9 protein-coding genes are annotated in these 13,743 nt (G+C 69.7%); 2 read left to right on the top strand and 7 right to left on the bottom strand.

Features of this window, described 5'->3' with window-relative positions:
- Position 1: 1 nt before the first annotated feature.
- Both C7H75_RS13080 and C7H75_RS13075 read right to left on the bottom strand, forming a co-directional pair.
- Complete coding sequence (locus C7H75_RS13080; RefSeq protein ID WP_081121641.1) at positions 2-1,747, bottom strand: substrate-binding domain-containing protein; 1,746 nt, start codon at positions 1,745-1,747, stop codon at positions 2-4.
- Positions 1,748-1,894: 147 nt separating this feature from the next.
- Positions 1,895-4,078 carry a malate synthase G gene (locus C7H75_RS13075; RefSeq protein ID WP_022596098.1) on the bottom strand — a complete coding sequence of 728 codons (2,184 nt, stop codon included), beginning with the start codon at positions 4,076-4,078 and terminating at the stop codon, positions 1,895-1,897.
- Positions 4,079-4,661: 583 nt separating this feature from the next.
- Between C7H75_RS13075 and C7H75_RS13070 the strand changes: the two genes are divergently transcribed.
- Both C7H75_RS13070 and lplAB read left to right on the top strand, forming a co-directional pair.
- Complete coding sequence (locus C7H75_RS13070) at positions 4,662-5,018, top strand: VOC family protein (RefSeq protein ID WP_005513097.1); 357 nt, start codon at positions 4,662-4,664, stop codon at positions 5,016-5,018.
- 111 nt (positions 5,019-5,129) lie between these two features.
- Positions 5,130-6,179, top strand: coding sequence for a lipoate-protein ligase LplAB (gene lplAB, locus C7H75_RS13065; RefSeq protein WP_022596087.1), 1,050 nt, complete (start codon positions 5,130-5,132; stop codon positions 6,177-6,179).
- Between the two features lie 8 nt (positions 6,180-6,187).
- Here lplAB and C7H75_RS13060 read toward each other — a convergent pair whose 3' ends face one another.
- The 5 genes from C7H75_RS13060 to C7H75_RS13040 all read right to left on the bottom strand — a co-directional run bounded on the left by C7H75_RS13060 (position 6,188) and on the right by C7H75_RS13040 (position 13,730).
- On the bottom strand, positions 6,188-8,530 hold the full coding sequence (locus tag C7H75_RS13060; protein WP_106851440.1) for a LuxR C-terminal-related transcriptional regulator: 2,343 nt from the start codon (positions 8,528-8,530) through the stop codon (positions 6,188-6,190).
- A 139-nt stretch (positions 8,531-8,669) separates the two neighbouring features.
- Positions 8,670-9,548, bottom strand: a complete 879-nt coding sequence (locus tag C7H75_RS13055; protein ID WP_106851439.1) for a 3-methyladenine DNA glycosylase — start codon at positions 9,546-9,548, stop codon at positions 8,670-8,672.
- Between the two features lie 5 nt (positions 9,549-9,553).
- Complete coding sequence (locus C7H75_RS13050; RefSeq protein ID WP_022596082.1) at positions 9,554-10,642, bottom strand: hemolysin family protein; 1,089 nt, start codon at positions 10,640-10,642, stop codon at positions 9,554-9,556.
- The gene (locus tag C7H75_RS13045; protein WP_005513103.1) at positions 10,635-12,005 is read right to left on the bottom strand and encodes a hemolysin family protein; all 1,371 of its coding nucleotides are present in this window, start codon (positions 12,003-12,005) and stop codon (positions 10,635-10,637) included. The genes C7H75_RS13050 and C7H75_RS13045 overlap by 8 nt, the downstream gene beginning before the upstream one ends.
- Positions 12,006-12,293: 288 nt before the next feature.
- Positions 12,294-13,730: a GuaB1 family IMP dehydrogenase-related protein gene (locus C7H75_RS13040; protein WP_005513104.1), complete on the bottom strand. Its 1,437-nt coding sequence runs from the start codon at positions 13,728-13,730 to the stop codon at positions 12,294-12,296.
- Between the last annotated feature and the right edge of the window lie 13 nt (positions 13,731-13,743).

Raw genomic sequence — 13,743 nt, 5'->3', positions numbered from 1 at the left:
GCTACGACAGCGTCTTCGCGAACGCGTCCCCGAGGGCGGGACCCTGCGTGGACGGTACGGCGATCAGCGTGCCGCCGGTGCGGTCCGCCATCGACCGGAGCGTCGCCTGATCGCTGTTCTCGCCGATCGAGACGACGTCGACCCGCACGGGGTGTGCCGCGCCGGTCAGCGACTGCATGAGCTTCTGAGTTCCGACCGAGGTGTCGTCGTTGGGTCCGTCGGTGACGAGCAGCACCGAGTTGGGGCGACCGTCGACGAACCCGTCCACCGCACTGTCGTGCGCGGCAATCACCGACGCGTAGGTCGACGTCGCGGTGGCCGGACGCAGCGACCGCAGCGCCGCCTCGATCCGCTGCCTGCGGTCGCCGTCCGACAGCGGCCCGGTCGGCACCTTCACCAGGTACGGTTTGGCACCGTCGAGGCCGCGGCTGTACACCCACAACCCCACGTCGGACGATGCGGGCAGTGCCGCGATCCGAGCGGACAGCGCGTCGACGGTGTTGCTCAGCCGGGTGCCGTCTCCGTCGGTGTAGCCCATCGACCCGGAGACGTCGAGCAGGATCGTGGTTGCCTGCGGGACGGCCGGATTCGCGAACGTCTGCGCGAGCCGCGTGGCAGCAGGCCCCGTGGCGGGGGTGAGCACCTGTCCCAGCTCGGGCATCGGTGTGCGGTCGGTGGCCGCAGGCGTGCGGTCCCCGACGCGGAACCCCGCGTCCACGAACTGTTGTACCGATTCCGGCTGCCGCATGAAGTCGACGAACTGTGCGGCTGCACGGCCGCGCGTCTCGTCGACCCACGGCGTGGCGAGGATCGTGGCGGGGTGGTCGAGGACCGGAGTCGCGCCCGCCGGTGCGTAGGCGACGAGGCCGCGCGCGTCGTCGCCGGCGGCGTACAGCTGCTGCTCGGTGGCGGGCACTGCGTGGACCGGGGCGGACGCGGGATCCGACCGGCCCGCGAGGAGCTCGACGGCATCGGCGGTGGTGGCGGGTGCGGCGTCGATGGCCTTGCTGCCGTTGGCGAGAGCGCCGACCGCGGCGACCACCTGGGGGGACGCTGCCTGTGTCTCGTCGAGGGGGCCGGTTCCGGCGTTCGCCGTCGCGGCGGCCACGGCGTCGAGCGCGGCGGCGGAATCCGGTCCGGCCGGCAGGGCGAGCTTCAGACCGCCCCAGCCGCGCAGGCCGATCCCGTCGAGCGAGTCCTTGCCGCTCTGCAGGGCGGGGAGGTTCTGCCACCCGGTCCCGGACGCCGTCAGCGCCGCCGCGAGGTCCTCGGGCGCGACGACGACCACCGGACTCGAGGCAAGTGGCTTGGGGCTGCCGTCCACCACGCCGGCCCCTGCGAGGCGGTCGATCGCGGTGCCGCTCGCCGGGATCCACAGCGCCGGAGCCGGACCGAGATCTTCCTGCCACGGACCGTCCGGCGCCGCGGCGAGTGCCTCGGTCACCGCTGCGGTCGGAGCGTCGTACACGGTCACCGACACGCAGTGGTCCCGGACCACCGGCAGGGTGTCGGTGAACCGGGCGGCGAGATCGCGGACCGGGGCGGCGATGCTCGGGTCCGCGGCGACGTCGAGTCGGATATCGCCCTCGACGCATGCGCCCGCCGCCGCCGTCCCCTGACTGCTCGCGCGGTCCCTGAGCTGGAACCAGCCGACGACGCCGAGCACGATCACGACCACCGACACCAACGCGATGACCGGTCCCTTGCTGACGCCGCGGGTGCGTCGATCACTGCGATGCTGCCCCACGTGGAAAACCGCCTTGCTCTCTACCGCGTCGGACCGGCGCCCGACCGGTCCCGACGAACGCAGTCTAGTGACGAATACGGACGTCCCGACCGCCCGCGGCCCCGGCACCTGTGACGGTGCCGGGGCCGCGGGTGGCGCGCGCGAGGATCAGGCGTTGGCGGCCTTGTACTCGCGACGACGGCGGTGCAGGATCGGCTCGGTGTAGCCGCTGGGCTGCTTGCCGCCCTCGAGGATCAGTTCCTTGGCCGCCTGGAAGGCGATGTTGGAGTCGAAGTCCGGGGCCATCGGACGGTACGACGCGTCGCCCTCGTTCTGGCGGTCGACGACCGGCGCCATCCGCTCGAGGCTCGCGACGACGTCGGCCTCGGTGACGATGCCGTGCCGCAGCCAGTTGGCCAGCAGCTGGCTCGAGATGCGCAGCGTCGCCCGGTCCTCCATGAGTGCGACGTCGTGGATGTCGGGCACCTTGGAGCAGCCGACGCCGGCGTCGATCCAGCGCACCACGTAGCCGAGGATCGACTGGCAGTTGTTGTCGAGCTCCTGCTGCTTCTCGGCGTCGGACCAGTCGGTGGACGGGGCGAGCGGGATCGTGAGGATCTCGTCGACCGTCGCGCGGGGCTTGCCCTTCAGCTGGTCCTGGACCGCGAACACGTCCACCTGGTGGTAGTGCGTGGCGTGCAGTGTCGCGCCGGTCGGCGACGGCACCCACGCGGTGTTGGCGCCGGAGCGGGGGTGACCGATCTTCTGCTCGAGCATGTCGGCCATCAGATCGGTCATGGCCCACATGCCCTTACCGATCTGAGCCTTGCCCTGCAGACCGGTCGCGAGGCCGGTGTCGACGTTCCAGTCCTCGTACGCGGCGATCCACGTCTGCTTCTTCATGTCGGCCTTGCGCACCATCGCGCCGGCCTCCATCGAGGTGTGGATCTCGTCTCCGGTGCGGTCGAGGAAGCCGGTGTTGATGAACACCACCCGCTGGTCCGCTTCCTTGATGCAGGCCGCGAGGTTGACGGTGGTGCGCCGCTCCTCGTCCATGATGCCGACCTTGAGGGTGTTCGCCGGCAGACCCAGGACCTCTTCGACGCGGCCGAACAGCTCGGTGGTGAAGGCCACCTCCTCGGGGCCGTGCTGCTTGGGCTTGACGATGTAGATCGAGCCGGTGCGCGAGTTGTTCAGCGGGCCGTGGTCGTCGTCGATGCTCAGGCCGTGGATCGCGCACGCGCTGGTGATCAGCGCGTCGAGGATGCCCTCGGGCAGTTCGTTGCCGTCGGCGTCGAGGATCGCGGGGTTCGTCATCAGGTGTCCGACGTTGCGGACGAACAGCAGCGAGCGCCCGTGCAGGGTCAGCTCCTCACCGTCCGGCGTGGTGTAGGTGCGGTCGCCGTTGAGCGTGCGGGTGACGGTCTTGCCGCCCTTGTCGAACGACTCCGACAGGTCGCCGCGGTTGAGCCCCAGCCAGTTCCGGTAGCCGACGACCTTGTCGTCGGCGTCGACCGCGGCCACCGAGTCCTCGAAGTCCATGATCGTGGTGATCGCCGACTCGAGCACGACGTCCTTGACGCCGGCACCGTCGGTCTTGCCGATCGGGGACGTCGGGTCGATCTCGATCTCGACGTGCAGGCCGTTGTTGCGCAGCAGCACCGAGGTGGGGTGGTCACCGTCGCCGAGGTAGCCGACGAACTTCTCCGGCTCGGCCAGAGTCGTCACGACCTCGCCGCCCAGTTCGACGGCCAGCTTGCCGTCGACCACGAAGTAGCGGGTGGCCTCGGTGTGCGAGCCCTTCGCCAGGGGTGCTGCCGTGTCCAGGAAATTGCGGGCCCACGCGATGACCTTGTCGCCGCGAACCTTGTTGTAGCCCTTACCCTTCTCCGCGCCACCGTCCTCGGAGATCGCGTCGGTGCCGTAGAGCGCGTCGTACAGCGAACCCCAGCGGGCGTTGGACGCGTTGAGCGCGAAGCGGGCATTGAGGACCGGGACGACGAGCTGCGGGCCGGCGGTCGTGGCGATCTCGGCGTCGACGTTCTCGGTCGCGACCTGGAACGGCTCGGGCTCGGGCAGCAGGTAGCCGATCTCCTGCAGGAACGCCTTGTACTCGGCGGCGTCGAGCGGCTTGCCCGCCCGCTCGCGATGCCACGCGTCGATCTGCGCCTGCAGGTCGTCGCGCTTGGCGAGCAGTGCCTTGTTCTTGGGGGCCAGGTCGGCGAACACCTTGCCCGCACCCTCCCAGAACGCCTCGGCGGAAACGCCGGTGCCCGGAAGAGCCTCATCGTTCACGAAGTCGTAGAGAACCTTGGCGACCTGAAGACCACCGACCTGCACGCGTTCAGTCATGGAACTGCCTCACTTTTCCGGTACCAGCAGCGCCCGGAACACGGCCGCTGTCAGGGCACATGGTTCGGACGCCGAACGGGACGACAACAATGTTACCCGGCGGTAGCTTCCGGAGTAGATCAGTCCGGTGCGGCGGCCAGGGCATCGACGAATACAGCTCGGGGAGCTGAGGCGCGTGAGGTGGGCGCCGACTGCGGTGGGACGAACGGTTCGCGTCCGGATGCAGACTCGATCAAGAACGGCGAGTTGGCCGATCGTGCACAGATGATACTGGCTGGTCACTTCGCTCGCGCTACGGGGCGCGGCCGGTCGGGCCCGACCCGCGACGAACGGTCCGTAGTGCGCGGTGAGCGGAATCCCACGAGCGACTCAGCTACGACACGTCGTTGCGACACGTCCGCCGGGCCCGAGGACCCGGTCCGGTAGGGCCCCAGGTCCCCCGTGCGCAGCATCCGCGGCGGGTCGGGATGAGCGGGAGCCGGTCGTGGGTGAGGATCAGCGAGCACGCGGCGGGCCGTGGCGGACCCGGACGGGTCCGTTCCGGCGCACGCGCCGAAGTTTCGATCGAGTACCGGAGGCACAAGTGAGCGACTACGACGCCAAGATGATCATGCTGTCGGTGGAAAACCTGGACGAGGCCCTCGAGTTCTACACCGGGACCCTCGGGATGACCCTGAAGTTCCGCGACGGCGCGCACTTCGCCGCGCTCGACGGGGGATCGGTGACGATCGCGCTCGCGACCGCCGTCGACCACCCGATCCCGGGCAAGGTCGTCGTCGGCATCAAGACCGCCGACGTCGATGCGGCCGCGACAGCCATCGAGGACGGCGGCGGCGCCATCGTGAAGGGTCCGTACGACGACGCCCACGAGCGCCGCGCGGTGGTCTACGACAACAACGGCAACGGCCTGGTCTTCTACAGCCCGCTCGCGCGCAAGTGACTTGCGGACAGCCCGCCGCGGGTGACACGGCGCCTGCGCCGTCGCTCACACCGTAGGTGTCGCCGGTTCCCGCGCCACCGCCCTGTCGCACTCACCGATACGCTTCTTTTCGTGCGTGGTGAATACAAGGTTCCCGGTGGCAAGCTCGTGATCGTCGACGTCGATGTGGAGGACGGGCAGCTGTCCCGGGTGGCGCTGTCCGGCGACTTCTTCCTCGAGCCGGACGACGCACTCGAGGACATCGTCGCCGCGGTCACCGGGCTGCCGACCACCGCCGACGCCACCCGAATCGGCCAGGCGATCGCCGAGAAGATCGGCGACGACGTGGCTCTGATCGGATTCACCCCCGAATCGGTCGGTATCGCGATCCGCCGAGCGCTCGGCCACGCGACCAGCTGGCACGACCACACCTTCGACGTCATCGAACCGGTGGTGCTGGACCCGGCGATGCACGTCGCGCTCGACGAGGTGATCACCCGGGAGGTGGCCACCGGTGAGCGCCGCCCGACGCTGCGATTCTGGGACTGGGATTCTCCGCTGGTGGTGCTCGGCTCGTTCCAGTCGGTGCGCAACGAGGTCGACGAGGAGGCCGCGGCCCGGCACGGTATCGGCATCGTGCGACGCATCTCCGGCGGCGGGGCGATGTTCATGGAACCGGGCAACTGCATCACCTACTCGCTGTCGGTGCCCACGTCCCTGGTCGACGGGCTGAGTTTCGAACGCTCGTACGAGTTCCTCGACCAGTGGGTGATGGGCGCGCTCGCCGACGTCGGCATCAAGGCCCGGTACGTCCCGCTCAACGACATCGCATCCGAACAGGGCAAGATCGGTGGCGCCGCGCAGAAACGCTTCGCGGCCGGTGCGGTCGTCCACCACGTGACCATGGCCTACGACATCGACGCCGACAAGATGACCGACGTGTTGCGCATCGGCCGGGAGAAGATATCCGACAAGGGCATCACCAGCTCCGGCAAACGGGTCGACCCGATGCGCTCGCAGACCGGGATGGCGCGCGATGCGATCATCGCCGCCTTCCTCGCGCACTTCCGCGCCCGCTACGACACGACTACCAGCGCTTACACCGACGCCGAGTTGGCGGCCGCGCAGCAACTGGTCGACACCAAGTTCGCCAACCCGGAGTGGACGTATCGGGTGCCGTGACCGGGGTGTCAGTCCGTCGGCGCCGACTCTGTGATCCAGCTGGCGACCTGCACGCGTGAGGTGAAGCCCAGCTTCGTCAGGATGTGGTCGACGTGGCCGTCGACGGTGCGGCGCGAGATCGTGAGCCTCTGTGCGATCTCCTTGTTGGTCAGGCCTTCCGCGACGAGTTCGGCAACCTCGTGCTCCCGCTTGGTCAGCACCGTCCGCTCCTGACCGGGCGTGTCCGGCATCGGCTCGCGGGACTGTTCACCGAGCGTGTACGCGATCGCGTCCGCGGTGGTCATCGATGCACCCTCACGGTGCGCGGCGTCGAGCGTCTTCGCGTCCAGCGCCTCGCGGACCGTCTCTTCGTAGGTGTTCTGGTGAACGAGCAGATTGGGGAAGAAGACCGGGTTGCTACCGACGAGCCGGCGGTGGGCGTCGGCCGCTCCCATGACGACGGCCGCGCGTCGCACCTGACCGTTCTCCGCGTCGAGCCAGGCCAGCGCCTGCAGGCACGTGAAGACCATCAGTGGATCGCGAGTCTGCCGGGTCAGGCGCAGTCCCGCTTCGAGAAGTTCGGTTGCGTGCTCGCGATCGCCCGAGCGCCAGGTGTCGACTCCGTTGGCCCACAGTGAATAGCCGCGATGAATGTATTCGCCGTGGCCCTGCGCGATGGCGAGAGCGCGGCCCTGGAAGGTCAGAGCCTGCGAGGTGTGGTCACCGACGTGGGCCCAGCCGAGCAGACTGAGCGCCTCGAGCTGGAGTTGCGGATACGCGTCGACGCCGGGGGTGTCCGCCGCGAACCGCAGGCGTACCCGAGCCTGTTCGAGGTCGCCGCTGCAGAAGGCTGTGATCCCGGCGGCCATCGCGACGTAGGCGCGGGCGATCGGGTCCGCCGCCGGCGACTCCAGTGCAAGCGCGTCCTCGGCTCGGGCAGCGGCGACCGTGAGGTCACCTTGGAAGGCGGCCAGGATCGCGGCCGCGAAGAGCGATTTGGCCTGGAGGGTGGTCGGTTGCCGGTGGGTTTGGTCGAGTGCGCGATGGAGCCAGCGCCGGCCCTCGGCGAACAGGCCGCGTGCGATCCAGAACGGGTAGAGGGCGGCCGCGAGGGGCAGCGCGCTTCCGTCGTTCTCGGCGATCGCGAAGTCGAACGCCTCCCGCAGGTTCGGCAGTTCCCCGCGAAGCCGATCGCTCCAGTCGAGCTGCCGGGGACTGATCCAGTCGGCCTCCGCGTCCAGCGCCATCCGGGTGTACCAGTCGCGGAACCGCAACCGCAGATTCACATCGCCCGCGGTCTCGTCCAGCTGTTCGCGGCCGAAACCACGGACCGTGTCGAGCATCCGGTAGCGAGCCCGGCCGCGGGCGTCCTCGCGGACGATGATCGACTTGTCCACCAACGACGCCAGGATGTCGAGCAGGTCGCCGGCACAGTCCTCCCCGCAGATGTGCTCGACGTCGTCGATGTCGAAGCTCCCGGTGAACAGCGACAGCCGGCGCCACAGCTGCTGTTCCTCGGGGGTGCACAGGTCGTAGCTCCACCCGATGCTCCACTTCAGCGTCTGCTGTCGGGGCGGCACACCTCGACTGCTCCACGTCAGCAGGCCGCGACGCTCGATCAGGCGCTGCAGGATCTGCTCGGGTGACAGGGCGCGGGTGCGGGCCGCAGCCAGTTCGATTGCCAGCGGCAACCCGTCGAGCCGGGCGCAGATCTTGGCGATCGTCGCGGTGTTGTCGTCCGTCAGTGCGAACCCCGGCACCGCGGAGGCGGCCCGTTCGGCGAACAGGGCGACGGCGTCGAACCGGGACACCTTGATCACCGGTTGGCTCCGGTCCCGGCTCGGCGTGGTCAGCGGGGACACCGGAATGACGGTCTCGCAGCCGAGTCCGAGCAGTTCCCGGCTCGTGGCGAGGACATGCAGGCCGGCGCACCGCTCCAGCAACGTCTGGACCAGCTCCGCGACCGCGTCGACGACCTGTTCGCAATTGTCGAGAACGAGGAGCCTGGCCCCCTCGGCCATGGCTTCGACGAGCGAATCCCGGGGTGGGCGGCCGGTGTAGTCGCGCACCCCCAGCGTGGTGGCGACGACGTCGACGACGAAGTCCGGGTCGTGGACATCGGCGAGTTCGATGAGCCACACGCCGTCGGGGAAGTTCCGCCGGACCGAGGTCGCGACGCGCAGAGCGAGCCTGGTCTTGCCGACACCGCCGATGCCGGTGAGCGTCACGAGACGGCATTCGGTGAGCGCGCCACGAACCGCAGTGAGTTCGTGGCGGCGACCGACGAAACTGGTGAGATCGGCCGGGAGTCGGCCGTGACCGGGCGACGGACCGGACGCCTGGTGGGGCCCGAGGGTGTCGACGTCGGCCATTCCGCCACCTACGTTTCCGTCAGATCAACACAACCGAGACTACTCGCCGGGCCGGGTGGAGGCGCCGCGCACGAACCGGCCGGTGCCGGTGTAGTCGGCGATGCGCTGCTGCGGCATCGGCCGTGACGGCTGGATATGGCTAACTGTGCGCCGTGACCAGCAGTGCCCGGCACCGTTCGACCAGGTGCGTCCGCAGTCGCGCGGCCCGTTCCGCCAGCGACACCTGCTCGCGGACGTAGTCGGCGCGCCCCTGGGGGGTCTCGATGCGGACGGGTTCGTACCCGTACTCGGTCAGGTCGTAGGGGCTGGCCTTCATGTCCAACGCCCGCGCGTCCGTTGCCAAACGGAAACAGTCGATGACGAGTTCGGATTCGACGAGCGGCCCGAGCTTGGTCGCCCACTTGTACAGGTCCATGCCCGCGTGCAGGCAGCCGGGCTGTTCCCGGCCGACCTGCGTGTCCCGCGTGAGCGCTGCCTCGTTGCGGGGGACCGCGTCGGGGGTGAAGAAGCGGAACGCGTCGAAGTGCGTGCAGCGCAGTTGCATCGACTCGACCACTTCGTCGGTGCCGGCGTGCCCCAGTCGCAGCGGGACCTGCGCGTGCCGCACCGCTTCCTCGCCGCCGCGGTACACCATCGCCCACTCGTGCAGACCGAAGCAGCTCAGCTGGGGGCGCCGGGCGGCGGTGGCGGACAGCAGCTCGGCGACGAATTCGACCGTCTCGCGACGCCGTGCCAGGACGTCGGGGGACAGGGCCACCAGATCGTCGGCGGTTTCGTAGCCGGCGTAGATGAGGTAGTCGCGCGCCGACGGCCCGGCGAGGGCGGTGCCGTACCCGGGATGCCAGCGGCGCAGTTGGTTCGGTTTGACGCTGTAGTAGGTGAACAGGAAGTCGTGCACGGGATGCTTGACGCCCGCGGCCTTGCGCTGCAGGTGCGGCCCGACGAGATCCGCCACCACCTCTCGGTGGCGGTCCCGCCGGGCAGTCCACACCTCTTCCGGCAGAACTGCCGAACTCACTACTCTCAGACCGCCTTCTGACCGGGTACGACGTCGACGATCCGGTGGGTGCCGTCCCGCACCGTGCCGACGAACTCCTCGACCAGATCCTCGAGCGCGACGATACCGATCACCGCACCCGACGCGTCGACCACCGCACCGAGGTGCGAGTTGGTGCGGCGCAGCCGGGCGAGCGCGTCGTCGAGCGGCAGCGTCACCGAGATCAGCGGCAGCCGGCGGATGTCCGAGCGCGGGATCACCGTCTCGGGTCCGGCGGCCTCGTCGGCGATTCGATCGAGCACGTCCTTGAGGTGCAGGTAGCCGATCAGGGCACCGTCGGCGCCGCGCACCGGGTAGCGCGAGTAGCCGGTCTGCACGACCGCTTCCTCCACCGCTCCCAGCGTGGTGCCGCCGTCCCGGAAGGGGACGGTGCGCATCTTGGCCGACGGGATCATGACGTCGGCGACGGTGCGGCCCTCGGTCTCGAGCGCCTGCGTCAGCCGGCGGTGCTCCTCCTCGTCGATCAGGCCCTCGGTGTGGGATTCGCCGATCATCTCGGACAGCTCCATCGTGGACACCGTGGCGTCGAGCTCGTCCTTCGGTTCCACGCGCAGCATCTTCAGGATGCCGTTGGCGCTGATGTTGTAGAACGCGATGAGCGGCCTGGCGAGCTTGATGAACGCCAGGTGCGCGGGCACCAGCAGCATCGCGGTCTTCTCCGGTCCGGCGATCGCGATGTTCTTGGGGACCATCTCGCCGAGCAGGATGTGCAACACGACGACCAGACCCAGCGCGATCGTGAACGCGATCGGGTGGAGCAGGGCGTCGGGTACGCCGAGCGCGTCCATCGGGGCCTCGATGAGGTGCGCGATGGCGGGTTCGCCGACCTTACCGAGCAGGATCGAGCAGATCGTGATGCCCAACTGGGCCCCGGCGAGCATCAGCGACAGGTTCTCGCCGGCCTTGATGACGGTGGCCGCACGCTTCTTGCCCTGCGCGTGCAGCGCGTCGAGCCGGTCCCTGCGGGCGGTGATGAGCGCGAACTCGGCGCCCACGAAGAACGCGTTGCCGGCCAGCAGGACGACGGTGAGCAGAACACCGAACAGGTCACCCATGGTGCGTCACCTCCCGCGCCGGCTCGATCGCCGGCACCGGGGTGAGCAACACCCGGTCGATGCGGCGACCGTCCATCGTCAGGACCCGGGCGATCCAGCCGCGGCCGTCGGGGCCGGCGGGCAGGCCGTTCGCGTCCGGCAGTGCCACCTCGTCGCCCTCGACCGGGATGCGGCCGAGCGACGTGAGCACCAGGCCGCCGAGCGTGTCGTACTCGCCCTCGGGAGCGAGGTAGCCGGTGGCACGGCTGACCTCGTCGGTGCGCAGCAGTCCGGAGCAGGCCCAGCTGTGGCCCACCCGCTGGACGTCGATCTCGGGTTCGTCGTGCTCGTCGCGGACGTCCCCGAGGATCTCCTCGATGAGGTCCTCCATCGTCACGACGCCGGCGGTGCCGCCGTACTCGTCGACGACGAGGGCGACCTGCATGCCGTCCGCGCGGACCTGTTCCATCACCGCGTCGCCGTCGAGCGTCGACGGCACCACCGGTACGGCCTGCGCGAGCGAATCCAGCCGGGTGGTGGAACGGCGGGCCGCGGGCACGGTGAACGCGTGCTTGATGTGAACGACACCGATCGTGTTGTCCAGATCGCCGTCGACGACCGGGAATCGCGAGAATCCGGTGCGCGAGGCGGCCTCGAGCAGATCGGTCACCGTGGCGTCGGTATCGAGTGTCTCGATCTTCACGCGGGGTGTCATCAACTCCTCGGCGCTCAGTTCGCCGAAGCGCAGCGATCGGTTCACCAGCAGCGCGGTGCCGGCGTCGAGCGATCCGCGCTCGGCGGAGGTGCGGACGAGGGAGCCGAGTTCCTGTGGCGACCGGGCCGATCGCAGTTCCTCGGCGGGCTCGATGCCGAGACGGCGGACCACCCAGTTGGCGGTGCCGTTGAGCCCGTTGATCGCCCACTTGAAGATCAGCGAGAAGCCGGCCTGCAGCCCCGCGGTGGCGCGGGCGGTCGGCAGCGGCCTCGAAATCGCCAGGTTCTTGGGCACCAGCTCTCCGAAGATCATCGAGAACGACGTCGCGATGATCAGCGCGAGGGCCAGCGAGATGCCGCCGGCCGTGGCATCGGACAGCCCGACGCCGGTGAGCAGCGGGGTGATGAACCGCGCGAGCACGGGCTCGGCCAGGTAACCGGTGATCAGTGTCGTGATGGTGATGCCCAACTGGGCGCCGGACAGCTGGAACGACAGCGTGCGATGCGCGTGCTGGACCTGCCGGGCGCGCCGATCGCCGCCGCGCGCGTGGGCGTCGACGGTGCTGCGCTCGAGCGCGGTCAGGGAGAATTCGGCCGCCACGAAGAGGGCGGTGCCTGCGGTCAAGGCGATGAAGCCGACCAGGCTGAGGACGGTCAGTGCGACGTTCACGTCAGCACCACCCGACCCGGGGAGGGGGAGTTGCTGGGGGCGCCGGGTTTGTCACCCGGCTCGCTAGAGGAGCCCTCGGACTCGGCGTCCGGGCCCGAAGCGGTCGCGACGGGCTGTGCGTCGGGGGGCGTGTGTATGGGTGCCTCGGGCACCGGCGTCCTCTCTGTCGGGCGGCACATGTCGTCGGTTTCAACCGAAGCAGCGCCGACGATATTTCAGGAAACGAAGCCACCACTATATCGGGCGCGAATCGAACGGGATGAAACAGACATCCCGCTCAGTGCTGGGTCACCACCCGGACGGCAGGGGACGGCCCTCGGCGAACCCGGCCGCCGACTGCACTCCCAGCACGGCCTTCTCGTGCAGTTCGTCGAGCGTGCGAGCACCCGCATACGTGCAGGTGCTGCGGACACCCGAGCAGATGTGGTCGAGTAGATCCTCGACGCCGGGACGGTGGGGGTCGAGGCGCATCCGGGAACTCGAGATGCCCTCCTCGAAAAGGCCCTTGCGGGCGCGGTCGAAAGCGGAATCCTCGACCGTGCGGGCCGCGACGGCGCGCTTCGACGCCATCCCGAAGCTCTCCTTGTAGCGATTGCCGTCCCGGTCGATCCGGAGCTCGCCCGGCGACTCGTAGGTGCCGGCGAACCACGACCCGACCATCACGTTCGACGCTCCGGCTGCGAGCGCGAGCGCCACGTCACGCGGGTGCCGCACACCCCCGTCCGCCCACACGTGCGCGCCCAGTTCGCGCGCCGCGGCCGCGCACTCGGCGACGGCGGAGAACTGGGGCCGGCCGACGCCGGTCATCATGCGGGTAGTGCACATCGCGCCCGGGCCGACGCCGACCTTGACGATGTTCGCTCCCGCGTCGATCAGATCCCGGGTGCCGCGCGCCGAGACCACGTTGCCCGCCACGAGCGGTACCCCGAGGCCGAGCGCGGCGACCGCACGCAGGGCGTCGAGCATTCGCTGCTGGTGGCCGTGCGCGGTGTCGAGCACCAGCAGGTCGGCGCCGGCGTCGGCGAGGGCCTTCGCCTTCGCGGCCACGTCCCCGTTGACCCCGACGGCCGCCGCGATCCGCAGCCGGCCCCGCTCGTCGACGGCGGGGGAGTAGATGCCGGCCCGGATCGCACCGGTACGGGTGAGGACACCGGCCAGCATGCCGTCGTCGTCGACGATCACCGCGAGCGGATCGTGCCGCGACTCGAGCAGCCCGAACACCTCGCGCGGGGTCGCGGTGACCGGAGCGGTCGCGAAGTCACGCACCGCCACCGCGCCGACGCGGGTGAACCGGTCGACGTCCGCGCACGACGACTCGGTGAGCACCCCGATCGGCTTGCCGCCGTCGACGACGACCGCCGCGCGGTGCGCCCGCTTGTGCAGCAGGGTCAGTGCGTCGGAGACGGCGTCCTCGGGGTCGAGGGTGATCGGGGTGTCCGCGACCAGGTGCCGGCTCTTGACGAACTCGACGGTTTCGGCGACCGCGGACGACGGAACGTCCTGCGGGATGACGACGAGCCCGCCGCGCCGGGCGACGGTCTCGGCCATCCGACGGCCCGCGACGGCGGTCATGTTGGCGACGACGATCGGGATCGTGGTGCCCGACCCGTCCGACGTCGCCAGGTTCACGTCGAAGCGTGACGCCACGTCGGTCCGGTTCGGGACCAGGAACACGTCGTCGTAGGTGAGGTCGTACGGCGGGCGCTGCCCTTCGAGGAACTGCACAGTCGCCGAGCGT

The sequence above is a fragment of the Rhodococcus (subgen. Prescottella) equi genome, assembly GCF_003013675.1.
In the GTDB taxonomy this organism is placed as follows: domain Bacteria; phylum Actinomycetota; class Actinomycetes; order Mycobacteriales; family Mycobacteriaceae; genus Prescottella; species Prescottella equi.
Note: the sequence above shows the minus strand (reverse complement) of the source record. Positions and strands in the feature narration are given on the sequence as shown.